Consider the following 21,893-nt stretch of genomic DNA (forward strand, 5'->3'; position numbering starts at 1 on the left):
GGCACGGCGCCGGCCCCGCTTCGAGCAAGCAAATGCCGTGCGCGTTCCCCGGCGCCTGCCAGACAGCGGTCAGCGACCGATGTGGACGATGTGATCCGCGCGTGCGCGCGTGGACTCGATCAGCTGTGCGTTCGGGTCGTCGGTGGCGGCCACCCAGGCGATTGCGGCCTCGGGGCTGCGGCCGAACTGCTCGTGCCTGCGGGTCAGGCGTTCGCGCCGCAGGGTGTCATCGACCTCGACATACCAGGCCTCGTCGAGCAGCGCCGCCGCGGCCGGCCACAACAGAAGGTAGTTGCCTTCGGTGATGACCAGTTGCGTTTGCGGCAGCACCGCGATGGCGCCGGCGACCGGCTCCTCGATCTCGCGGCGGAACTCGGGGGCGTAGACGGTTTCGTTGGGGCCCTGCAGGCGCAAGCGTTGCAGCAACGCCGCGTAGCCCGCGCTGTCGAAGGTGTCGGGTGCGCCCTTGCGCGCGGCCCGGCCGAGCCGTTGCAGTTCGACATTGGCGAGGTGAAAGCCGTCCATCGGCACGACCTGCGCGCGCGGGCCCAGCGCCTCTTGCAGCGCCGCGGCGAGCGTGGATTTGCCGGCGCCGGGGGCGCCGACCAGCCCAAGCAGCTTGCGCCGGCCATCGGCCAGCAGCGCGTCGACGCGCGCCAGCTCGGTGGCTCCGATCTGCATCAGGGATACAGGCCGCGCTCTTGCCGCGCCATCAGGATGCGCTCGCAAGCCACCGCATAGGTGGCCGTGCGCAGCGTGATCTTGTGCTTGTCGGCCGTGTCCCAGATGTGGTTGAGCGCGTTCATCATGATGCGGTCGAGCCGCACGTTGATCTCGTCCTCGTCCCAGAAGAAGGACGAGAAGTCCTGAACCCATTCGAAGTAGCTCACCGTCACGCCGCCGGCGTTGCAGATCACGTCGGGCACCACCAGCACGCCGCGCTCGGCCAGGATGTCGTCGGCCTCCGGCACCGTCGGGCCGTTGGCGCCTTCGAGCACGAGCTTGGCGCTGGTCTTCTTGGCGCGCGCAGCGGTGATCTGGCCTTCGAGCGCGGCCGGAATCAGGATGTCGCAGGCCACGTCCCAGAACTGCTCGTTCGGCACCACGTCACCGCCCTTGAAGCTGACCGCGCCCGCGACGGTGCGCGAGATCGGGATCAGCTTTTCCAGGTCGAGGCCCTTTTCGTTGACCACGGTGCCGGTGTGATCCTGCACCGCCACGATGATCGCGCCCGCTTCGGCGAACAGCTCGGCCGCGACCGAGCCCACGTTGCCGAAGCCCTGCACCGCGATGCGTGCACCGCGCAGGTCGAGGCCGAGGCGGCGCGCCGCTTCGCGGCCGGTGACGAACACGCCGCGGCCGGTGGCCTTGACGCGGCCCAGCGAGCCGCCCAGGTGCAGCGGCTTGCCGGTGACGACGCCGGTGGCAGTGCCGCCGACGTTCATCGAATAGGTGTCCATCATCCAGGCCATGATCTGGCCGTTGGTGTTGACGTCGGGCGCCGGAATGTCGGTGTGCGGGCCGATGATGATGCCGATCTCGCTGGTGTAGCGGCGCGTGACCTTCTCCAGCTCTTTCAACGACAGCTTCTTGGGGTCGACGCGGATGCCGCCTTTGGCGCCGCCGTAGGGCAGGTTCACTGCGGCGGTCTTGACCGTCATCCAGGCCGACAAGGCCATCACTTCCTCGAGCGTCACGTCGGGGTGGAAGCGCACGCCCCCCTTGCCCGGGCCGCGCGACATGTTGTGCTGCACGCGGTAGCCCTCGTAGTGGGCGATGCGGCCGTCGTCCATCTCGATCGGCACGTCGACGATCAGCGCGCGCTTGGGGCGCTTCAGCGTCTCGACCCACTTGGCCAGGCCGCCGAGGTAGGGCACGACGCGGTCGACCTGCTGCAGGTAGGTGCCCCACGGGCTGTTGGGCGTGGGATTGACGAAGGACAGTTTTTCGCTCATGAGGAGGCCTCGGGTGAATGGATGGGCGAAACGATAGCCGTGTCGCGCCCGCGACGCCATGGGCTATGCCAGTTGCGTTGGCCGTTATGCGCTTGCGGCAAGCAGCGCGGCATTGCCGCCTGCCGCCGTCGTGTTGATGGTTACCGTCTGCTCCGCACAGAAACGGTAGAGGTAATGCGGGCCGCCCGCCTTCGGGCCGGTGCCGCTCAGGCCCTCGCCACCGAACGGCTGCACGCCGACCACCGCGCCGATGATGTTGCGGTTCACGTAGATGTTGCCGACATGCGCCTGCGCGGCCAGCGCAGCCGCGCGCGAGTCGATGCGGGTCTGGATGCCGAGCGTGAGGCCGTAGCCCAGCGTGTTGATGCGCTCGATGACGGCCGACGGCTCGCCCGACCAGCGCACGATCTGCAGCACCGGGCCGAAGATCTCGGCCTTGACGCTGTCGATGGAATCCACCTCGTAGGCGGCGGGCGCGATGAAATTGGCCGCCTCCCGGGTCGGTGCGGCGGGCGCCAGCAGCACTTTCTGCTCGGCGCCCAGGCGTTGCGTGGCGCGCGTGATGTTGTCGAAGGCCTCGGCATCGATGACCGGGCCGACGTCGGTGGCGAGCAGCGCCGGGTCGCCGCCGGCCAGCTCGGCGGCCGCGCCCCGGATCATCTCGATCACGTGGTCGGCGATGCCCTCGTGCACGCACAGCAGGCGCAGCGCCGAGCAGCGCTGGCCGGCCGAGCGGAACGCGCTCTGCACCACCGCGTCGACCACCTGCTCGGGCAATGCGCTCGAATCGACCAGCATCGCGTTGATGCCGCCGGTCTCGGCGATCAGCGGGACGATCGCGCCGTCCTTCGCGGCCAGCGCACGGTGGATGATCTTCGCGACCTGGGTCGAGCCGGTGAACACCACGCCCGCCACGCCGGGCGCTGCGACCAGCGCGGCACCCACGGTTTCGCCCGGGCCGTGCAGCAGTTGCAGCACGTCGGCGGGCACGCCCGCGGCATGCAGCAGCCTGACGGCTTCGAGCGCGACGGCCGGTGTCTGCTCGGCCGGCTTGGCCAGCACCGTGTTGCCTGTGGCGAGCGCCGCCGCCACCTGGCCCATGAAGATCGCGAGCGGAAAGTTCCAGGGGCTGATGCAGACCCACGGCCCGCGCGCGGTGAGCCGGAGTTCGTTGCTTTCCCCCGTGGGTCCGGGCAGCGCGACCGGCCGCATGATCCGCTCGGCCTCGTCGGCGTAGTAGCGCAGGAAGTCGACTGCCTCACGCACTTCGGCGATGGCGTCGCCCCAGGTCTTGAAGGCCTCCTTGACCAGCAGCGCGCAAAAGCGCGGCAGGTCGGCCTGCAGCGCATCGGCGGCCTGGCGCAGCATGGCGGCGCGCGCGCCAACGGGGGTCTTGTGCCACTGCCGGTAGCTGGCGGCGCTGGCCTGCACCGCACTGGCGGCCGAGGCGGCCGTTGCTTCGGGCACGGCCGGCACCACGGTTGCGGCACCGGCGGCCAACAGCGGCGCGCGCATCGATTCGACCGCGAGGTCGAGCCCCGTGCTGTTGCGCCGGGCCGGCGCCGGGCCGTAGAGCCATTCGGGCGCAGGCAACGGCGACGCGGCGGTCAGGTGCAGCGGCGAGGCCAGCAACTCGTCAAGCGGCACATGGTCGTCGCCGAGCTGGTTCACGAACGACGAATTCGCGCCGTTTTCCAGCAGGCGCCGCACCAGGTAGGCCAGCAGATCCTTGTGCTGGCCTACCGGAGCGTAGACGCGCACCGGCGCCGGGGTGGTCTTCATGAGTTCGCGGTAGACGCCCTCGCCCATGCCATGCAGCCGCTGCAGCTCGAAGGGCGTGTTGCCAGCCATCTGCAGGATCGCCGCGATCGTGCCGGCGTTGTGGGTAGCGAACTGCGGGTAGATCGCATCGGGCGCGGCCAGCAACGCACGCGCGCAAGCCAGGTAGCTCACGTCGCTATGGTGCTTGTGCGTGAACACGGGGTAGTGCGGCAGGCCGAGCTCCTGCGCGCGCTTGATTTCGGCATCCCAGTAGGCGCCCTTCACCAGCCGGCACATCAGGCGCAGCCGGTACTTGCGCGCCAGCGCGGTGACGTGCTCAATGAGTTCCAGCGCGCGGGTCTGGTAGGCCTGCATCGCAAGGCCGAAGCCCTGCCACTGCGGGCGTTCGGCGGCGACCCGGGCGGCCAGCGCCTCGAACACGTCGAGCGAAAGCTCCAGCCGATCCACCTCTTCGGCGTCGATCGTCAGGTTGAGGTTGGCGTCGGCCGCGCGTTCGCAGAGCTGCCAGACGGCCGGCACCAGCTCGCGCAGCACGCGCTCGCGCTGCGCGTCTTCGTAGCGCGGGTGCAGCGCGCTGAGCTTGATGGAAATGCCGTCGTTCCGGGCGGGGGCGCCTGCGCTGTCTGCGGCGGCCGCGATCGAATCGATCGCGTCGAGGTAGCTTTGCAGATAGCGTGCGGCATCGGCCGCGGTGCGCGCGCCCTCGCCCAGCATGTCATAGCTGTAGCGCAGCTGAGGCTGCTTCTTCTGCGCCGAGCGCGCCTCCTGCATCGCTTCGCCGATGGTCTGGCCCAGCACGAACTGGCGGCCCAGCAGTTGCACGGCGCGCAACGTGGCCGCGACCACGGTGCGCGCACCGAGCTTGGCCATGAGGCCCGGTGCATGCTCGCCATCGGGCAGGAACTTCTTGGACAGCGCGATCGCGGACGACGACAGCCGCGACAGCGCGGAATCGGCGGCGCCATCGAAATCGGCCCGCCCGAGCTGGTCGGCGGTGAGCGCAATCGCGGTTTCGGCATCGGGCACGCGCAGCAGCGCCTCGGCCAGCCGCATGAGCGCCAGGCCCTCGGCGCTGGAGATCGGATATTCGCGCAGCAGGCTTTCCATGGCCCAGAACGGCGGCGGATTGCGCCGCACCTGTTCGACCCAGGGAGCGGCCACGGCGGCGGCCGCATGCCAGTCGAGTGCGCCGGCAAGTGCGGCGAGGCGCCGGGACACGACGTCGGCTTCGGGGCGGTAGGGGTTTGGCAGGCGCACGGCAATTCCTTGGTTGATATCGCTATGTTCTCTACTCTCGTGGCGAATTACTCACCAAAACACCCGCATCCAACCGGATAATCATCCAATGCCTGACCTCGACCGCATCGACCTTCGGCTGCTGAAGATCCTCCAGGAAGACGGCCGCATCTCCAACCTCAAGCTGGCGGAAGCCGTCGCCCTCTCGCCGACCGCCGTGCTGGCCCGCGTGCAGCGCCTCACGCGCGACGGCTTCATCCGCGGCTACGAAGCGCAACTCGACCCGCACAAGCTCGGCCGCGGCATGCTGGTGTTCGTCGAGGTGCTGCTCGATCGGACCACGCCCAATGTGTTCGAGCAGTTCAAGGCCGCGGTGCAGGTGCGCGACGAGATCATGGAATGCCACATGGTGGCCGGCGGCTTCGACTACCTGCTCAAGACCCGCATGGCCGACATGGCCGCCTACCGCGACTTCGCCGGCACCGTACTGTGGCAGTTGCCCGGCGTGCGCGAAACGCGCACCTACGCCGTGATGGAAGAGGTCAAGAGCACGACGCGGCTGGCGTTGCCGGCCTGAGCGCCGACCCCGTCAGCTGCGCCCACCGAAGATCGCCGACCCCACGCGCACCATCGTGCTGCCGGCCGCGATGGCCGCTTCCAGGTCGGCCGACATGCCGAGCGACAGTACATCGAGCGGCATGCCGGCCGCACGGATCTGGTCGAAAACCGCGGTGGCGCGCAGGAACAGCTCGCGTTGCGCTGCGAAATCGGGCGCCGGCTCGGGAATCGCCATCAGCCCGCGGAGTTGCAGCCGTGGCAGCGCCGCAACGGCGCGCGCCAGCGCCAGCGCCTCTTCGGCCGGCACGCCCGACTTGTTGGCGCCGCCGTCCACATTGACCTGCAGGCACACCTGCAGCGGCGGCAGCCCGGCCGGGCGCTGCGCGCTGAGGCGCTCGGCGATCTTCAGGCGGTCGATGCTGTGCACCCAGTCGAACTGCTCGGCCACGGCGCGCGTCTTGTTGCTTTGCAGCGGCCCGATGCAATGCCATTCGAGGGTTGCGCGCAGATCGGCCAGCGCCTCGATCTTGGCCAGGCCTTCCTGGACGTAGTTTTCGCCGAAGGCGTGCTGTCCGGCCGCGTGGGCTTCGCGCAACGCTTCGGGCGGAAACGTCTTGCTGACTGAAAGCAGGCGCACGCTTGCAGGATCGCGCCCGACAGCCGTGCAGGCCGTCACGATCCTCGCCTGAACTTGCTGGAGCTTGTCGCCAATCATCGTCATAATCGTCAAAACCGTATCAAAACGTGACCGACCCTTCTGGCCGGTCGCGTCACTGCTGATTGAGGAGTCTCGTGGACATTACCCAATTGCTGGCGTTCAGCGTCAAGAACAAGGCGTCGGACTTGCACCTTTCTTCCGGTCTGCCGCCGATGATCCGGGTGCACGGCGACGTGCGGCGCATCAACGTCGACGCGCTGGACCACAAGCAGGTGCATGCCATGGTGTACGACATCATGAGCGACACGCACCGCAAGCACTACGAAGAGTTCCTCGAAGTCGACTTTTCCTTCGAAATCGAAGGCCTGGCGCGCTTTCGCGTGAATGCCTTCAACCAGTCGCGCGGCGCGGCAGCGGTGTTCCGGACGATTCCCTCGAAGATCCTTTCGCTCGAACAGCTCAACGCACCCAAGATCTTCGGCGATCTGGCGCTCAAGCCGCGTGGCCTGGTGCTGGTCACCGGCCCCACGGGCTCGGGCAAGTCGACCACGCTGGCGGCGATGGTCAATTACCTCAACGAAACCGAGTACGGCCACATCCTGACGGTGGAAGACCCGATCGAGTTCGTGCACGAGTCCAAGAAGTGCCTGATCAACCAGCGCGAAGTCGGGCCGATGACGCTCTCGTTCGCGGCCGCGCTGCGCTCCGCCCTGCGCGAAGACCCGGATGCGATCCTGGTCGGCGAAATGCGCGACCTGGAAACCATCCGCCTCGCCATGACCGCGGCCGAAACGGGCCACCTGGTGTTCGGCACGCTGCACACCTCGTCGGCCGCCAAGACCATCGACCGGATCATCGACGTGTTCCCCGGCGAAGAAAAGGACATGATCCGGGCGATGCTTTCGGAGTCGCTTCAGGCCGTGATTTCGCAGACCCTGTGCAAGACCAAGGACGGCCAGGGCCGCGTGGCGGCGCACGAGATCATGCTGGGCACCCCCGCCATCCGCAACCTGATCCGCGAAGGCAAGGTGGCGCAGATGTATTCGTCGATCCAGACCGGCCAGGGCCAGGGCATGCAGACGCTCGACCAAAACCTGACCGACCTGGTGCGCCGGAGTGTCATTTCGGCTGCCGAAGCACGCGGCAAGGCCAAGATCCCCGAGAATTTCCCAGGATGACTTCGGCTCGCCCCCAGTCTGCGCGCACTGCGTGTCGCTTCGCCAACCCCCTGCCGGGGGCAACACCGGCGGCCCGGCAGAGCCGGTTCCGCGGTATTTCGCGAATGGGAATAACCTCTTACGGCCGCGCTCGTCCATCGACGACGGCACACTGAATCAGGAGTCGCAATCATGGAACGCGATCAAGCCAGCCAGTTCATCAACGACCTGCTCAAGCTCATGGTGAGCCGCAACGGCAGCGACCTGTTCATCACGGCCGACTTTCCGCCGGCGATCAAGGTCGATGGCAAGGTCATCAAGGTGTCGGGCCAGGCGCTCGGCGCGCAGCACACGCTGGCCCTTACCCGCTCGATCATGAACGACCGGCAGACGGCGGAGTTCGAGCGCACCAAGGAGTGCAATTTCGCGATCTCGCCGACCGAGATCGGCCGCTTCCGGGTGAACGCGTTCGTGCAGCAGGGCAAGATCGGCATGGTGCTGCGCACCATCCCGCAAAAGCTGCCGACCATCGACGGGCTCGGCATGCCGCAGATTCTGAAAGACGTGGCGATGACCAAGCGCGGGCTGACCATCCTGGTCGGCGCCACCGGCTCGGGCAAATCGACCACGCTGGCCGCGATGGTCGACTGGCGCAACGAAAACTCGCAAGGCCACATCGTCACGGTGGAAGACCCGATCGAATTCGTGCACCCGCACAAGAACTGCGTGGTGACGCAGCGCGAAGTGGGCATCGACACCGACACCTGGGAGGCCGCGCTCAAGAACACGCTGCGCCAGGCGCCAGACGTGATCCTGATGGGCGAAATCCGCGACCGCGAAACGATGGACCATGCCATCGCCTTCGCCGAAACGGGCCACCTCTGCATGGCCACGCTGCACGCCAACAGCGCCAACCAGGCGCTCGACCGGATCATCAACTTCTTCCCGGAAGAGCGCCGCATGCAGCTGCTGATGGACTTGTCGCTGAACCTGCGGTCGCTGGTGTCGCAGCGCCTGGTGCCCACCGAAGACGGGCGCGGCCGCGTGGCGGCGGTCGAGATCCTGCTGAACACGCCGCTGATCTCCGACATGATCCTGAAGGGCGAGGTCGGCGAGATCAAGGAAATCATGCGCAAGAGCCGCAACCTCGGCATGCAGACCTTCGACCAGGCGCTGTACGACCTGTTCGAATACAACGCGATCTCGCTCGAGGACGCACTGCGCAACGCCGATTCGCAGAACGACCTGCGGCTGCAGATCAAGCTCAACAGCCAGCGCGCCCGCACGACCGACCTCTCGGCCGGCACCGAGCACTTCGCGATCGTTTAGCTCGCCCCCAGGCTGCGCGGCACTTCGTGTCCGCTACGCCAACCCCCTACCGGGGGCAACACCTGCGGCCCGGCGGAGCCGGTTCCGCGGTGTTCACCGCTAAGCTTCGGGGATGACTTCAACCATCACCCCTAAAACCTACGACTCCACCCCTTCTCGCAAAGTCGCCTTTCTTGGCCTTGGCGTGATGGGATACCCGATGGCCGGCCACTTGGCGCTGGCGGGCCACAGCGTGACGGTCTACAACCGCACGGCGGCCAAGTCGGCTGGATGGCTGGCGCAACTCACCGGGGCCAAGGCCACCGGCACGCTCAAGCAAGGTGCCACGCCTCGTGAGGCGGTGGCGGGCGCGGAGATCGTGTTCTGCTGCGTCGGCAACGACGATGATCTGCGCTCGGTGGTGCTCGGCGACGACGGTGCCTTCGCCGGCATGCAGAAGGGCGCGGTGTTCGTCGACCACACCACGGCCTCGGCCGACGTGGCGCGTGAGCTGTCCAAGACCGCGCTCGCGCTGGGTCTGCAGTTCATCGATGCACCGGTGTCCGGCGGCCAGGCCGGCGCGCAGAACGGCGCGCTGACGGTGATGTGCGGTGGCGACGCCGCCACGTTCGAACAGGTCAAGCCGGCAATCGCGGTCTTTGCGCGCGCCGTCACGCTGCTCGGCGAAAGCGGCGCGGGCCAGTTGGCCAAGATGGTCAACCAGATCTGCATCGCGGGACTCGTGCAGGGCCTGAGCGAAGCCATCGCCTTCGGCCAGCGGGCCGGCCTCGACATGGAGGCGGTGCTCGGCGTCATCAGCAAGGGCGCGGCACAGAGCTGGCAAATGGAAAACCGCGGCAAGACCATGATCGACGGCAAGTTCGACTACGGCTTTGCCGTCGACTGGATGCGCAAGGATCTGGGGCTGGTGCTCGACGAGGCCAAGCGCAACGGCGCCCGGCTGCCGGTCACGGCACTGGTCGACCAGTTCTATGCCGACGTGCAGCAGTCCGGCGGCAAGCGCTGGGACACCTCCAGCCTCATCACCAGGCTGAAGTAGTCGCGCGCCGGAATCAGCGCACCGGCGAGGTCGTGACGCCGCTGCCGGCGGGCGCCGGTGCCGCCGTACCGCCCGTCGAGGGCAGTGGCGCCATCGGCGGCAGCGGCACGCGCGCGGAAGAGGACGACGCCCCATCCTGCACTGGCGGCGGCGGTGCGCCGGTACCGCCCTGGCGGGCCTGCGTCGCGGCCAGGTCGGCATCGGAGACGACCTCGACCACCCGCACCACCTTCTGCACACCCGGCACGCCGCGCGTGATGTCGGTCGCGCGGTCGACCTCGCGGCGCGTGGCAATGCCCATGAGATAGACCACGCCGCGCTCGGTCACGACCTTGAACGCGTTGGCAAAGATGTCCTTCTGGTCGAGCAGCGAGGCCTTGACCTTGCCGGTGATGAAGGCGTCGTTGGAGCGCTGCGGCAGCGTGCTGCCCGGCCCGACGGTGATTTCATTGACGACCGAGCGCACGTTGTCGACCCGCGAAACCGACTCCTCGACGCGGCGCCGGTCGCCCTCGTTGCCGACCGTGCCCACCAGCAGCACCTGGCGGTTGAAGCTGATCACGGTGACGTTCATGTCGTCGTTGGCGATGTCGCGCACGCGGGCCGCGCCACGCAGTTCGATGCCCTGGTCGTCGAGCTGGGCGCCCGAGGTGCGACGGTCGGTCGCCACCATGCCGGCACCGGCGACGGCCGCCCCGCCGATCACCAGCGGCACGCAGCCCGCGAGGCCGGCCACCAGAGCGGCGCCGGCCGTGAGTGCGCACGCCAGGCGTTGAGTGGATGTCATCGTCATAGGGAAACTTCCTGTTCTCCGAGTAGCTGGGCATCCACACCGTCGCACATGCAGTGCAGCGCGAGCAGGTGGACTTCGTGGATACGTGCCGCACGCTCGTGCGGCACACAGACCTGGACATCGGTTTCGCGCAGCGCGCGCCCGACCGCACCGCCGTTGCGCTCGCCACGGCCATCGCCCGGCGCATTGCCGAGCAGGGCGACCACGGTCATGTCGCGCGCATGGGCCGCCTCGACCGCGGCCAGCACGGCGGCGGATTGCCCGCTGGCGCTGATGGCCAGCAGCACGTCGCCGGCCTGGCCCAATGCGCGCACCTGGCGCGCCAGCCGGTCGGCATCGGCGGCTTCGGGCGTGTCGGCCAGCGGATCGGCGCTGTCGCCGGCCAGCGCAATGGCGCCGAGTTCGGGGCGCTCGCGCTCGAAGCGGCCGACGAACTGCGCCGCGAACTGCGCCGCGAGCAGGCCGGAGACGCCTGCGCCGCAGGCGAGTATCTTGCCGCCGCTGGTCACGCAGGCCAGCAGCGCCTGCATCGCTTGCGAAATGGGTTTGCTGAGGGCGGGCCCGGCCTGGTACTTGAGGTCGGCGCTGTCGATGAAGTGCTGCTGAATACGTTGCTCGAGCATGTTGGCCCGGATGATAGCGACAGCCGGTGCAACAAATCGTGTTAGCCCGCGTCGAACGCGCCCTGCAGCCACTCTATGCCGCCCCCCTCCACCAGCACCACGTCGAACCGGCAGGGCGGCCAGCTGCGCAGCTTCATGAGGTAGTGCCGCGCCGCGAACACGATGCGGCGCTGCTTGACGCCCGTGATGCTGCCGCCGGCACCGCCGTGCGTGCCGCTGGCGCGGCGGCGCACCTCCACGAAGACGAGCGTGCCGTCGCGCGGTGCGCGCATGATCAGGTCGATCTCGCCGCCCCCGCGCCCCGGGGTTCGATAATTGCGCGCGACGAGCAGCAGCCCGGCATCGAGCAAATGCGCGAGCGCCGCGTCTTCACCGGCGTCACCACGCTGTTTCGTCGTCCCTGATCTCTTGTTCTGGAGAAACACCCTTGAGCTCCCTGGCCCCCGCTTCGTTCGGCGCCGCACTGCAGGCGGCGCGCGATGCCGCGGGTGCGCAGCATTATCCGCAGGGCACGCTGTACGTGGTTGCCACGCCGATCGGCAACTTGGCCGACATCACGCTGCGTGCGCTGCATGTGCTGGAAATCGTCGACGCGATCGCCTGCGAAGACACGCGCCACACGCAGAGCCTGCTGCGCGCCTACGGCATCGACCGGCCCGGTGCCCGCCTGCTCGCCGTGCACCAGCACAACGAGGCCGAGGCCGCACAGGGCGTGATCGCACGGCTCGCGCAGGGCGAACGCATCGCCTATGTGAGCGACGCCGGCACGCCGGGCGTGAGCGACCCCGGCGCCCGGCTCACGGCCGCGGTGCGCGAGGCCGGCCACCGCGTGCTGCCGCTGCCGGGCGCCAGCAGCGTCACCACGCTGCTGAGCGCGGCCGGGCTGGTCGGCAGCGAGGACGACGGCAGCGCTTTCGTGTTCGCCGGCTTCCTGCCGACCAAGGCTGGCGAGCGCGATACCGCCGTGCAGCGCCTGGCGCACGAACCGCGCGCGGTACTGCTGCTGGAGGCGCCGCACCGCATCGAGGCCATGGCGAAGGCGCTGGCCGCGCTGGGCTCGCGCCGCGTGACGCTGGGCCGCGAGCTCACCAAGCAGTTCGAAGAAATCGCCACCGTCGCCGCGGAGGCGTTACCGGCCTGGCTCGCGGCCGGCCCGCAACGCACGCGCGGCGAATTCGCGCTGGTGCTGCATCCGTCCGCGAAAGCGGACGACGATGCGGGCGACGGCGAGCGCGTGCTGCGCCTGCTGCTGGCCGAGCTGCCGGTGAAGACCGCCGTCAAGCTCGCCGCCGAGATCACCGGCGCACCGCGCAACGCGCTGTACGACGCCGCGCTCAGGCTGCGCGATCAGGCGTCCAGCTCGGAATAGCGCCGGAAGATCCCGTCTTCATTGAACGGGATGCGCCGCGGGCTGTGCAGGTACTCGTGGACGCGCTGGCGCCGCGCGACGTTGGTGTGCAGCTTGGCAACCGATGGCGTCTTGGCCAGCGCGCGCGCCGTGGCTTTCGGAAAGGCGTATTGCAGGCCCGCCACCAGCTGGAACAGCGACAGGTCGGCATAGCTCAGCGCGCTGCCGACAAGGTGCGTGTCGCCAGCCGGATTGCGCTGGAGCACCTGCTCGAACCAGCCGAGGAACTTGGGGATGCGCTCGTCGCGGAACGACTGCGCCACGCGCCGCGCCTCGGGCTGCTGGTCTTCGTAGTAGAGGCCGATGCCGACCGGATGGTGCGTGTCGTGCGCCTCGGCCACCACGTCGGCGATGGTCAGTTGCAGCTGGTGCGTCCAGATGCGCGCCTCTTCGCTTTCGCCCACCAGGTGCAGGCGCGGGCCGAGGTACAGCAGGATCGCCGCGGTCTGGCCGACGGTGATGTCGCCGTGCACCAGGAACGGTGGCGCAAAGGGCGCGAACGGGTTGTGCGGGTCGCGCACCCGGCGCATCAGCGCGGCCTCGCCACCGCCGGTGGCCGGCAACTCGCGCGCCACGTCGACATAGTCGACACCCGCCGCCTCGAGCGCGAGGCGAACGAATTCGCCGCGGCCCTGGATGGTGGGCCAGTAGTGCAGTTGGTAGGTCATGGGAGGGTCGTTGGCGCTGTCGCCTTATTTTCAACGCAAGCTTCAAGCCAGCCCGGCTGCTGGCAAACTCCACCTCCTCAAAAAGAAGGACGCTTTTCGATGACCCATGCCATCTACCCCTCGCTGAAGGGCCGCACTGTTTTCGTCTCGGGCGGCGCCTCGGGCATCGGCGCAGACGTGGTCGCGGCTTTTGCGGCGCAAGGCTCGAAAGTCGGCTTCGTCGACATCGACGAGACCGCCGGCCAGGCCCTGGCGCAGAAGCTCGGCGCCGACAGCGCGCTGTTCCAGCGCTGCGACGTGACCGACATCGCCGCACTGCGCGCCGCCATCGATGCGGTGCGCGCGCGCTTCGGCCCCATCGGCGCACTGGTCAACAACGCGGCCAACGACCATCGCCACAAGGTGGCCGACGTGACCCCCGAATTCTTCGACCGGACGGTGGCCGTCAACCTCAAGCACCAGTACTTCGCGGCCCAGGCCGTGGCGCCCGACATGGTGCAGCTGGGCGGCGGCAGCATCATCAACCTCGGCTCGGTGAGCTGGATGAACAAGAACACCGACCTCTCGGTCTACGCCATGTGCAAGTCGGCCGCGCAGGGCCTCACGCGCTCGCTGGCGCGCGACCTCGGCAAGCAGAACATCCGTGTCAACACGCTGGTGCCGGGCTGGGTCATGACCGAGCGGCAGCTCAAGCTGTGGGTGAAGCCCGAATCCGCCGCCGAGATCGACACCGCGCAATGCCTGCCCGGCCGCGTGATGGGCAGCGACATCGCATCCATGGCGCTGTTTCTCGCCGCCGACGACTCGCGCATGTGCAGCGCGCAGAACTTCGTCGTGGACGCCGGCTGGAGCTAAGCTAAGGCCCCCGCCAAGGCCGCCGCAGGCGCAGAATTCAGGTCTCGTCCGAAAGGAGGTGCCTATGCTGATGGATGCCCCGGTAACCACCATGTTGCCCGTGAAGGATCTGGAGCGCGCCCGACGCTTCTACGAAGGTTCGCTCGGCCTGCGGCCCGGCGAGCTGAAGCCCGATGGCAAGTTCACCTACGACTGCGGAGGCACCACGCTGGCGCTGTTTCCGAAAGAAGGCGGCACCAAGGCCGACCACACCGCCGTCAGCTTTCGGGTGCCCGACATCGCGGCGAGCATTGCTGAGTTAAAGCAGGCTGGCGTGGTGTTCGAGAACTACGACTTTCCGGGGCTGAAGACTGTGGAGCATGTCTGCGTGCTGGGCGCGGAAAAGGCGGCCTGGTTTCTCGATACTGAAGGCAACATCCTCTGTTTGCATCAGGATCTGGGGTAGGGGATGGAGCAAGACCAATGCAATGCGCGCGCCGCGGCACGGCTGTAGCCAATCTACGGCGTCGCGCGCAACCTTGCCGAACAGCTGCGGACGACGTTTGACGCATGGCTGAGCACAGTGAGGTGAAGCAGACACATGCCTGACAAAGTCTTCGTGCCTGCGGATGCGGACTTCGTACTGGTAATTCTGATGGGGCTGGCAATGTGCGCGCCCATCCGTAGGACGATCACGGAACGACAGCAAGCAGTCGAACGTTTACGCTAGCTCCGCTTGAGGCGTGCTCGTCGGGCTTTTACAACGATTGCAGCGTAGCCCATAGCTAGCTCTAGGCCATTTGGTTGCTCGGCAAATCCTAGTAGGTGCGTCCCGATCAGCGCCGGGTCAAACTGAGCCCGAATGGCCAGGTCACTAAGTTCATCTAGCGATGGCAGATCGACACTTTTTTTCCGCGCAGGCTCATTCTTCTCAGTGAAATCTCTACCAGGAGCTTGGTTAAACATGTCAGGAGTAGCGACTTGAGGGGGCATATGCGATCGGGCGAGAGCGTTCTTCGGGGACGTCTGTGGCAGCGGCCGTCGTCGATCAGGCAGTGAGTGAGGGGGGAGTTCCTTGAGCAAGACGCGACGCTTACAGAGAACAGTTTGTCCAAAAGAAAGACGCCCCCACTGCCAAACAGTTCCCTTTTGGTTCGAAGTGAACTCCTCCCCAAAATTCTCTAACGCGCCAAGACCAGCTATGGCAAGGCTCTCGCCAAATCGCCCTACCGAGTCAAGAGACGTTCTCGGCGGCTGCCAATAGAGCAGATCTGGATAAGTGAAGCTGACCCCTCCCTGCCCTTGGCTGATTGAAAAAAGTCTCATCGCCTCTCGTTCCAGATAATCGTGATCCTGCACCCTTTCATTTGGCGGCGCTTGATCAAACCGTGCTCCCAGCAACGCGCCCGCCATCGTGGCTATGGTGTCCGTGTCACTGTGGAGCAGGTTCGCAACAACCTCTAAGGCTTTTTGCGGGCCGAGATCCTTGAGTAGCCAAGCTGCCGCTAAAGAGAAAAGACTGGCTTTAAGTCCCGAGCCGCGCTGAGCATCGCTAAAACCATCTAACGATTGAACGATCGATCGATACGCATCCTCGCGCCCCCCTTCGATCAAAGATATGGCGAATCCGACGGAGTGCGCCCATTCATCAGCCACGTCTAAAACTATGCTTTCCAGCGAACTGCCGCTATATTTCTCCCACGTTGGACGCCAGAACGTATTGAGATCAGGATCCCCCGCGATGATTTCCGGAAGTCCCTGCACAACTTGGGCGAAGTCCATCCAATCACTCGGTTCAGGAATGACGCCCGTTCTCAATACATACGCCAACGTGGAAGCATGAATCATTGCGCCGGCAATCCCACGCACATGTCCATGAGTACAGACCGCATTGCGAACGACGTCCGGCAGAAAGGATTTTTCGTTCGCGAGTTCTCCAGCGCACCAGACATGCGGCTGCACTCGCATAGCCGCGCCGTTGCCGCCCCCGGTCACGTAAGTGATGTCACCGTTGTTGAAAAAGTTGCTGAACCAGTTCGTGCCGCGATTTGCTAATGAACTAGCCGCCGCCTTACTGCCACGTCCAGCACCGAGGGAATAAGTAAGCCAGATCGGTAGCTCGACTTTCGCAAAGGCCTCAACATCAAAGACCCCGTCCCCGCGAATGGCTCGAGAGACTGCTAACCTTAACTGCGTGTCATCCGAATAGCTACCTGCGTCAAGTTTCGCTAGAGCCCCAAAGCGCCCACCGACCATTCTTTTCCACGGCACCAACTGACGTGATGTGGGCTCGCCAATCCTTTGAGCAATCAAGCTTGGGTTGGCCAACTCGGTGGGGAAGCCTAGGGCATCGCCGTAAGCCGCCCATAGGCAGGATGAAATTGTTCGCAGCTTGCGAGAGTCGCTCATAGTTGAAGCCTACTTTATGCTGCCGAACAACTCGGGGCGCACCCGGATATCCACTGCCGGATGGCCGACCACCGAACATTGCGACGCAAGCTCGTCGGCGAATTCGTCAGCGGATACGTAGACCGCCTGTAGAAAGTCAGTTGAGAGTTCTCCTGGATAGAGAATCTCAGCTTGCGCGCAAGTGGTGAGCGCTGGCGACAGCGCGACATCCCGTTGAATGATTGAGCTACTACGCGAACTGCTCCACTGAACAATCCGACGCCCAAATGCTGCCTCGAGTGCGTCGCCGCCTTGGTTGCGCTTAACACCGCTGTACATGTTATTCGTAGTAGTGAAATAGACGCCCTGATGGTTAAGAATGTCTGGCGAGAAATCGAAGATGCACCACCAAAAATCCTTCTCTTTGTGCCAAGACCCAGCGGAAACGTTGAAGAACGACTCGTTGATCCGCGAAATGGAGAGGTTCACGTAGTCGAGCCATTTCTCGTCCCGACTGCGATCAGCGGCGTTGGGCATAAAGATGTGCTCAAGCCTCTCGTCCTTGTTCAAACGCGCCCTCGCCTTGATAGCGCGTGCATCTAGAATTCCCAAAGAGCCTTTGTTGCTGGTGAAATGCAGAATCGATTCGATGCGGCGAGTAGCAATTATCTCGGCAATATTCATACTGTCTTCTTCTCATACTTTCCAGCTGCAAAAAAGTCGGCTAGCTCAGGCTTGTCCTCAGGCTTATAGCCGATCACGACGGTCTTTCGTGCACGACCTACGCCCATGGCGAGAAGGCGCCTAAGGGTGACTAGCTTCTCTTCCTCGTTTGTTGCGCCAACTTCCTCAATAGACAGCACTTCAGCGTTCAGGCCCAAGATGAACACATGATCGAACTCAAGGCCCTTTGCAGAATGCAGAGTGCTTAGCGCAATATTTTCGGAACCCTGGGGCCATTCGTTATTTCGAGCGATCTCAACATACGGCAGTTTTTCTCTTGCCAAAGTAGCTCGCAGCCCGCCCTCGCCGTCGAACCAGCCGTAGCCTTTTGGGTGCAGGAAAGCGACAGATTCCAAGTTGAGGTCAACTTCATCTTTGATGAAGTTGAGTGCGAACCTGAGCTGACCTGAATACTTGCCTTCCAAGACAACTGGAAGAGTTCCAGACCTAGCGGCACTCTTGAAATCCGGCATGCTGCCGTCGTCATCGATGGGGATACCCTCCAAGATGGAGGCTGCAAACTGAGCAATCTCCTTGGAGTTTCGATAGTTGGTGCTGAGCCGAAAGCTATTCTCGGGCCGAACAGTCACGCCTACCTCTTGCCACGTAAAGCTTCGCGCATAGATCCGTTGAGCGGAGTCAAGTACAAAGGTGGCTGTGTGTTCACTCGCCATTTGAGCCATTACAGCCCTGACTTGATTTGCAGAGAAGTCCTGCGTTTCGTCGACAACGACCACGTCGTAGCTGGCTAGATTCGCAGTTGCCACCCGCACCGCAAGGTCGCTCCAGTCGAGCTTTTCCGCCTCAAGCTTGTACTCCAGATACGGCAAAATTACAGTGGCCATTAAAAGTTCTCTGGCTGCTTTTTCCATTCGAGGAGTGTTGCCGCGCCCATCTCTTCGAACAGTCAGGTAGGCCCCTAGGTCGTCTGGCAAGAACTTCCCGAGCACATACTCCACTTCATCAATAATGAAGGCGTCAGAAAATGGAAGCCCCGCCCCCAATTGCCGCAGTTTCCGGTGTGCCACCTTTTCGTCGAGGAGGTTTACAGATCCGAGAAGACCCATGGCCCATTTCGAGAAGGTGCTGATCTCCAAGCTAATAGTGCTACCTTGCTCGAACTGCTTCGCCGCCAACTCAGCTACGTATCCGCGCAACGTCCTGTTGAACGTGAGAATAAGTACTCTCAGTTGAGTCTTATCGTGCTGCCGCTTCATCCGACTGAGGAAGAACGCTACGGCCTGTCGCAGCTTAAGGACAGCGGTAGTCGTCTTACCGCTTCCCGCCGCTCCCCGGATGACCTCAACCCCGGGTCGTACACGGGAGAAGAGCGCCAGCTGTTCTGGTGTGGGTGTAACCTCCATCAGCGCTTTCATGCGAAACCCTTCTATTTGTTGTGCTCGCGGCGTGGGCACGCAATTGCCCGTTCCATTTTGTGTGGCACTTCTGGAAGTGTCTAGTCAAAGGTCGGGAGCGCCTCTTCAGCGGAACGCGCTCCAACCCGGCCGAGAGGCGACGTTCGATCCGTTCCAAATCATTCGTCAACGTTTTGATATGGGTGGCAAGCGAAGGATTTAACCCGGAGTTTGACCGCTGGATGTAGGGCTAAAAGTCAGTTTAAAAATCGCTTCATTCCAAGGAGCCCTGCTTCTCCAACTCAGTGGCCGCATCGGCGAAGGCAGAGAGAAACTCTGCAACTACCTCGTAAATGCGTTCGAGCGACTGATTCGTAACGTCCAGATAGCGAAGCGTACCGTTGTAAGGTGTGCTGTACCTATCGGGCTCCCGGAATCCGCTAAGGGCGTGGTGACCATCCGGCGCGTGCGATTCAGGATGCGCCTCGTTCTCCCCCCGATGCGCGGTCGCATGGCGGAGCAGCTCTATGTCGGGGAAGTACTCGTCAAGGCGCTTAGACGCGCTCCGCATAGTCGATGTGTTGAGCAATGGCCGCAGCGATGGACAAGCTCGGAGCATGACGGAGCGGATCTTCTCGAGCCGAGCTCGAAGGTGATACAGCTCCAGAACACATTCATTGCAGGCTATGAAGCGCCAGCGACTTGCAACTGATCTTGAGATTGAAGATGGAGGCTGCTTGGAGGTCTCATAAAGGAGGAGTGCCGCCTCCCAAGCCTCAACGCTGTAGTTCAAGCCCGTCAGCGCCGCATAGAGATCCTTGATCGCGACAACCTCTCCAGGAGGTGTGGCTATCGAGGGCCAGAGCAGTGGGACTTCGAGCATTTTTCAGACCTAGCGTTGCAAATAAAGGCGCATGTGGATTGAGCCCCCGGGCGCCTCCTCAAAGGTGGCTTCGATACAGAAGGAATTTGCCTCCACCGCGAGAAAATACTCCGAAAGTAGCCTCACACTCCAGCGGCTCACTGCGAACGGCAATCTGTGGGTTTTCAGAGGAGAAATAAAAAATCCGGAAGAGTTTGAACTCATCCGGATTTGTATTTGGTCCCGCCGCCAGGAATCGAACCTGGATCTCAGCCTTCGGAGGGCCGAATTCTATCCGTTGAAATACAGCGAGAGAGGGGTGCGCCGGCCTGGGCCAGCGCTCTGGATTATCGCCTATCGCGCAGGGATGCTGCTGCGCGCCCCTGAGCCGGGCCCGGTCTCCGGCGCGGCGAGGTCGGCGCGCAGGCCGGGGCGGTCGAAGCCCAGGCCGGCAAGGTAGACATTGAAGGTGCGGCGGCCGGTGGGCACCAGCGCAAAGGCCACGGGATCGAGCAGCCAGTTCTGGATGAGGCCGCTGATGAGGGCGTGCAGGCCATGCGCGGCCATGCTGGCCGGCAGCGGCAGCTTGAGCTTGGCGCGGCGCGAGGCCAGCCGCAGCGCCTTTTCGAAGTCGACGATGCAGGCATCGCGGCTCTCGAGGTGGCGCAGTTGCAGCGACGCGGTTTCGCCCGCGTATTCGACCTTGTGGATTGCCACCTCGAACACACGGCGCACCTGCGGGTCGGTGGTCACCTGGCGCAGCGCGCCGACCATCGCGTTCTCGATCGCATCGAGCGGATCCTGCGCCGGTTCGTCGGTGAAGCGCGCCGCGGCCTCGAGCGGCAGCTTGACGCGGTCCATCATCGCGTTGAACAGATCCGCCTTGTCCTTGAAGTGCCAGTAGATCGCGCCGCGCGTTGCCCCGGCCTGCTGCGCGATCTGCTGCAGCGAGGTCTGCGAGACGCCTTGCGCCTGAAACAGCAGCTCCGCGGCATCGAGCAACCGATGCCGCGTGGCCAATGCTTCTTCCTTCGTACGTCGTGCCACCAAATTTCCTGATTTGTAAATAGAGCGCCCCTCCTTTATCGTGGGGCCTTTGCCGGCTGTCACTATACATCCATGAATGTATGTAAACTAGCGGGCTTGCCCTAGGTCGCGGCGTTGCCATGGTTTTTGTTTTTGCCTGGCACGCAGCGCCCCACCCCGTCTTTTCGTGCCTCACTGGAAGGAATCGCATGCCCGTCTCGCATGTTTCTCATCGTTCGTCGTTTCCGCTGCGTGCCGTCGTGGCCGCCCTCGCCACCGTGGCGCTGCTCTCGCTGGCCGCGTGCGGCAAAGGCGAGGCGCCAGCCGCCGCAGGCGGCGCACCGGGCGGTGCTGGAGGCGGCAAGCCGCCGGCGCCCGAAGTGGGCGTGGTGATTGCCACGCCGGGCAATGTCGGCCTGGTGACGGAGCTGCCCGGCCGGCTCGAAGCCTCGCGCGTCTCGCAGGTGCGGGCACGGGCGGCCGGCATCCTGCAGGAGCGGCTGTTCCGTGAAGGCAGCGACGTGAAGGCCGGGCAGGCGCTGTTCAAGATCGATCCGGCGCCCTACGCGGCCGCGGCGCAGAGCGCTGCAGCCAGCCTGGCGCGGGCAGAGGCGAACGCGGCCCAGGCCAAGGCCCTGGCCGAGCGCTACAAGCCGCTGGTCGAAGCCAACGCGGTCAGCAAGCAGGAGTACGCCACGGCGGTCGCCTCGGCCAAATCGGCCGAAGCCGACGTGGCCGTAGGCCGCGCGTCGGTCGCCACCGCGAAGATCAACCTCGGCTACGCATCGGTCACCGCACCGATCTCGGGCCGCATCGGCCGCGCGCTCGTCACCGAAGGCGCACTGGTCGGCCAGGGCGATGCGACGGAGCTGGCGGTGATCCAGCAGATCAACCCGCTCTACGTGAACTTCACCCAGTCGGCCTCCGAGGTGCTGAAGCTGCGCCGCGCAATGCAGGACGGCCAGTTCAAGCAGGCCGACGGTTCCGCCGCGGCCAGCATCCGCGTGGTGCTCGAAGACGGCAGCGAATACGCCCTGCCCGGCAAGCTGCTGTTCACCGACCTGACGGTCGACCCCACCAGCGGCCAGGTGACGCTGCGTGCCGAGGTGCCGAACCCGAAGGGCGACCTGCTGCCGGGCCTTTATGTGCGCGTGCGCATCGAGCAGGCCCAGGTCAGCAACGCGATCACGGTGCCGCAGCAGTCGGTCACCCGCACGCAGCAGGGCGACACGGTGTCGGTGGTCGATGCCGAAGGCAAGATCAGCAAGCGCACCGTGAAGATCAGCGCCGCGCAGAACAACCAGTGGGTGGTTCTCGACGGCCTGAAGGCCGGCGAACAGGTGATGGTCGACGGCTTCCAGAAGCTGCAGATGATGCCGCCCGGCACGCCGGTGAAGGCCGTGCCGTGGAAGGCACCGGCCCCGGGTGCGGCAACGCCGCCGGCCGCACCTGCCGCAGCCGCTTCCGCGCCGGCGGCGAAGCAGTAAGGAGCGCGCCCG

General features: G+C 65.1%; 21 protein-coding genes and 1 tRNA gene. 8 read left to right on the forward strand and 14 right to left on the reverse strand.

All coding sequences use genetic code 11. The annotated features are described in order from the left end of the window. Positions 1–69: 69 nt before the first annotated feature. The 3 genes from QTI05_RS07040 to QTI05_RS07050 all read right to left on the reverse strand — a co-directional run bounded on the left by QTI05_RS07040 (position 70) and on the right by QTI05_RS07050 (position 4,994). The gene (locus tag QTI05_RS07040) at positions 70–681 is read right to left on the reverse strand and encodes a nucleoside/nucleotide kinase family protein (protein ID WP_286623597.1); all 612 of its coding nucleotides are present in this window, start codon (positions 679–681) and stop codon (positions 70–72) included. Beyond that, positions 681–1,955: a Glu/Leu/Phe/Val family dehydrogenase gene (locus tag QTI05_RS07045; protein ID WP_286541135.1), complete on the reverse strand. Its 1,275-nt coding sequence runs from the start codon at positions 1,953–1,955 to the stop codon at positions 681–683. The genes QTI05_RS07040 and QTI05_RS07045 overlap by 1 nt, the downstream gene beginning before the upstream one ends. Positions 1,956–2,039: 84 nt before the next feature. Continuing rightward, a complete protein-coding gene (locus QTI05_RS07050; RefSeq protein WP_286623599.1) occupies positions 2,040–4,994 on the reverse strand; it encodes an L-glutamate gamma-semialdehyde dehydrogenase in 2,955 nt (984 codons plus the stop codon). 88 nt (positions 4,995–5,082) lie between these two features. Here QTI05_RS07050 and QTI05_RS07055 point away from each other — a divergent pair, with 88 nt between their 5' ends. Continuing rightward, complete coding sequence (locus QTI05_RS07055; protein ID WP_286541132.1) at positions 5,083–5,550, forward strand: Lrp/AsnC ligand binding domain-containing protein; 468 nt, start codon at positions 5,083–5,085, stop codon at positions 5,548–5,550. A gap of 12 nt (positions 5,551–5,562) precedes the next feature. Here the strand turns inward: QTI05_RS07055 and QTI05_RS07060 are convergent, their stop codons facing one another. Next, positions 5,563–6,252 carry a YggS family pyridoxal phosphate-dependent enzyme gene (locus QTI05_RS07060; protein ID WP_286623601.1) on the reverse strand — a complete coding sequence of 230 codons (690 nt, stop codon included), beginning with the start codon at positions 6,250–6,252 and terminating at the stop codon, positions 5,563–5,565. A 71-nt stretch (positions 6,253–6,323) separates the two neighbouring features. On the opposite strand from QTI05_RS07060, the gene QTI05_RS07065 reads away from it, so the two are divergent. From QTI05_RS07065 to QTI05_RS07075, 3 genes are all read left to right on the forward strand, one after another. Then, positions 6,324–7,367: a type IV pilus twitching motility protein PilT gene (locus QTI05_RS07065; RefSeq protein ID WP_286541130.1), complete on the forward strand. Its 1,044-nt coding sequence runs from the start codon at positions 6,324–6,326 to the stop codon at positions 7,365–7,367. A 171-nt stretch (positions 7,368–7,538) separates the two neighbouring features. Beyond that, positions 7,539–8,675, forward strand: coding sequence for a PilT/PilU family type 4a pilus ATPase (locus QTI05_RS07070; protein ID WP_286541129.1), 1,137 nt, complete (start codon positions 7,539–7,541; stop codon positions 8,673–8,675). 112 nt (positions 8,676–8,787) lie between these two features. Beyond that, positions 8,788–9,714 (forward strand): NAD(P)-dependent oxidoreductase, encoded by a 927-nt coding sequence (locus QTI05_RS07075; RefSeq protein WP_286623603.1) that lies wholly within the window; start codon positions 8,788–8,790, stop codon positions 9,712–9,714. Positions 9,715–9,727: 13 nt separating this feature from the next. Here the strand turns inward: QTI05_RS07075 and QTI05_RS07080 are convergent, their stop codons facing one another. From QTI05_RS07080 to QTI05_RS07090, 3 genes are read right to left on the reverse strand one after another with little or no spacing between them, the layout of a single operon-like run. Then, entirely contained in the window at positions 9,728–10,507 is a 780-nt protein-coding gene (locus tag QTI05_RS07080; RefSeq protein WP_286623605.1) for a BON domain-containing protein, read from the reverse strand. Further along, positions 10,504–11,130, reverse strand: a complete 627-nt coding sequence (locus QTI05_RS07085) for an SIS domain-containing protein (protein ID WP_286623607.1) — start codon at positions 11,128–11,130, stop codon at positions 10,504–10,506. Before QTI05_RS07085 ends, QTI05_RS07080 begins: the two co-directional genes overlap by 4 nt. Before the next feature lie 41 nt (positions 11,131–11,171). Further along, positions 11,172–11,555, reverse strand: coding sequence for a YraN family protein (locus QTI05_RS07090; protein ID WP_286623613.1), 384 nt, complete (start codon positions 11,553–11,555; stop codon positions 11,172–11,174). 2 nt (positions 11,556–11,557) lie between these two features. Here QTI05_RS07090 and rsmI point away from each other — a divergent pair, with 2 nt between their 5' ends. Further along, positions 11,558–12,499, forward strand: a complete 942-nt coding sequence (rsmI, locus tag QTI05_RS07095) for a 16S rRNA (cytidine(1402)-2'-O)-methyltransferase (RefSeq protein ID WP_286623619.1) — start codon at positions 11,558–11,560, stop codon at positions 12,497–12,499. Here rsmI and QTI05_RS07100 read toward each other — a convergent pair. After that, positions 12,478–13,206: a glutathione S-transferase gene (locus tag QTI05_RS07100; protein WP_286623621.1), complete on the reverse strand. Its 729-nt coding sequence runs from the start codon at positions 13,204–13,206 to the stop codon at positions 12,478–12,480. The two genes, rsmI and QTI05_RS07100, sit on opposite strands and share 22 nt — an antisense overlap. A gap of 99 nt (positions 13,207–13,305) precedes the next feature. On the opposite strand from QTI05_RS07100, the gene QTI05_RS07105 reads away from it, so the two are divergent. Then, positions 13,306–14,061: an SDR family NAD(P)-dependent oxidoreductase gene (locus QTI05_RS07105; protein ID WP_286623622.1), complete on the forward strand. Its 756-nt coding sequence runs from the start codon at positions 13,306–13,308 to the stop codon at positions 14,059–14,061. Between the two features lie 64 nt (positions 14,062–14,125). Beyond that, the gene (locus QTI05_RS07110; protein ID WP_286623623.1) at positions 14,126–14,506 is read left to right on the forward strand and encodes a VOC family protein; all 381 of its coding nucleotides are present in this window, start codon (positions 14,126–14,128) and stop codon (positions 14,504–14,506) included. A 260-nt stretch (positions 14,507–14,766) separates the two neighbouring features. Here QTI05_RS07110 and QTI05_RS07115 read toward each other — a convergent pair whose 3' ends face one another. From QTI05_RS07115 to QTI05_RS07140, 6 genes are all read right to left on the reverse strand, one after another. Next, positions 14,767–16,449, reverse strand: a complete 1,683-nt coding sequence (locus QTI05_RS07115; protein ID WP_286623625.1) for an ADP-ribosylglycohydrolase family protein — start codon at positions 16,447–16,449, stop codon at positions 14,767–14,769. Positions 16,450–16,458: 9 nt separating this feature from the next. After that, positions 16,459–17,112: a DarT ssDNA thymidine ADP-ribosyltransferase family protein gene (locus QTI05_RS07120; RefSeq protein WP_286623626.1), complete on the reverse strand. Its 654-nt coding sequence runs from the start codon at positions 17,110–17,112 to the stop codon at positions 16,459–16,461. Further along, positions 17,109–18,527 (reverse strand): 3'-5' exonuclease, encoded by a 1,419-nt coding sequence (locus QTI05_RS07125; protein WP_286623628.1) that lies wholly within the window; start codon positions 18,525–18,527, stop codon positions 17,109–17,111. Before QTI05_RS07125 ends, QTI05_RS07120 begins: the two co-directional genes overlap by 4 nt. A gap of 253 nt (positions 18,528–18,780) precedes the next feature. Continuing rightward, entirely contained in the window at positions 18,781–19,389 is a 609-nt protein-coding gene (locus QTI05_RS07130) for a hypothetical protein (RefSeq protein WP_286623630.1), read from the reverse strand. 217 nt (positions 19,390–19,606) lie between these two features. Next, positions 19,607–19,681: transfer RNA gene (locus tag QTI05_RS07135), tRNA-Arg, on the reverse strand. Positions 19,682–19,722: 41 nt separating this feature from the next. Beyond that, positions 19,723–20,415 (reverse strand): TetR family transcriptional regulator, encoded by a 693-nt coding sequence (locus tag QTI05_RS07140; RefSeq protein WP_286623631.1) that lies wholly within the window; start codon positions 20,413–20,415, stop codon positions 19,723–19,725. 188 nt (positions 20,416–20,603) lie between these two features. On the opposite strand from QTI05_RS07140, the gene QTI05_RS07145 reads away from it, so the two are divergent. After that, positions 20,604–21,881 carry an efflux RND transporter periplasmic adaptor subunit gene (locus QTI05_RS07145; RefSeq protein WP_286623633.1) on the forward strand — a complete coding sequence of 426 codons (1,278 nt, stop codon included), beginning with the start codon at positions 20,604–20,606 and terminating at the stop codon, positions 21,879–21,881. Positions 21,882–21,893 lie beyond the last annotated feature (12 nt).

This window comes from Variovorax fucosicus, from assembly GCF_030316825.1.
Taxonomy (GTDB): Bacteria; Pseudomonadota; Gammaproteobacteria; order Burkholderiales; family Burkholderiaceae_C; genus Variovorax; species Variovorax fucosicus.

Bases quoted from the DNA above. Each gene is read 5' to 3' on its own strand.
- QTI05_RS07110 (WP_286623623.1), top strand. From the start codon at position 14,126: ATGCTGATGGATGCCCCGGTAACCACCATGTTGCCCGTGAAGGATCTG.
- QTI05_RS07145 (WP_286623633.1), top strand. From the start codon at position 20,604: ATGCCCGTCTCGCATGTTTCTCATCGTTCGTCGTTTCCGCTGCGTGCC.
- QTI05_RS07100 (WP_286623621.1), bottom strand. From the start codon at position 13,206: ATGACCTACCAACTGCACTACTGGCCCACCATCCAGGGCCGCGGCGAA.
- QTI05_RS07060 (WP_286623601.1), bottom strand. From the start codon at position 6,252: ATGACGATGATTGGCGACAAGCTCCAGCAAGTTCAGGCGAGGATCGTG.
- QTI05_RS07070 (WP_286541129.1), top strand. From the start codon at position 7,539: ATGGAACGCGATCAAGCCAGCCAGTTCATCAACGACCTGCTCAAGCTC.
- QTI05_RS07085 (WP_286623607.1), bottom strand. From the start codon at position 11,130: ATGCTCGAGCAACGTATTCAGCAGCACTTCATCGACAGCGCCGACCTC.
- QTI05_RS07115 (WP_286623625.1), bottom strand. From the start codon at position 16,449: ATGAGCGACTCTCGCAAGCTGCGAACAATTTCATCCTGCCTATGGGCG.
- QTI05_RS07120 (WP_286623626.1), bottom strand. From the start codon at position 17,112: ATGAATATTGCCGAGATAATTGCTACTCGCCGCATCGAATCGATTCTG.
- QTI05_RS07105 (WP_286623622.1), top strand. From the start codon at position 13,306: ATGACCCATGCCATCTACCCCTCGCTGAAGGGCCGCACTGTTTTCGTC.
- QTI05_RS07080 (WP_286623605.1), bottom strand. From the start codon at position 10,507: ATGACGATGACATCCACTCAACGCCTGGCGTGCGCACTCACGGCCGGC.
- QTI05_RS07125 (WP_286623628.1), bottom strand. From the start codon at position 18,527: ATGAAAGCGCTGATGGAGGTTACACCCACACCAGAACAGCTGGCGCTC.
- QTI05_RS07075 (WP_286623603.1), top strand. From the start codon at position 8,788: ATGACTTCAACCATCACCCCTAAAACCTACGACTCCACCCCTTCTCGC.
- QTI05_RS07040 (WP_286623597.1), bottom strand. From the start codon at position 681: ATGCAGATCGGAGCCACCGAGCTGGCGCGCGTCGACGCGCTGCTGGCC.
- QTI05_RS07045 (WP_286541135.1), bottom strand. From the start codon at position 1,955: ATGAGCGAAAAACTGTCCTTCGTCAATCCCACGCCCAACAGCCCGTGG.
- QTI05_RS07055 (WP_286541132.1), top strand. From the start codon at position 5,083: ATGCCTGACCTCGACCGCATCGACCTTCGGCTGCTGAAGATCCTCCAG.
- QTI05_RS07130 (WP_286623630.1), bottom strand. From the start codon at position 19,389: ATGCTCGAAGTCCCACTGCTCTGGCCCTCGATAGCCACACCTCCTGGA.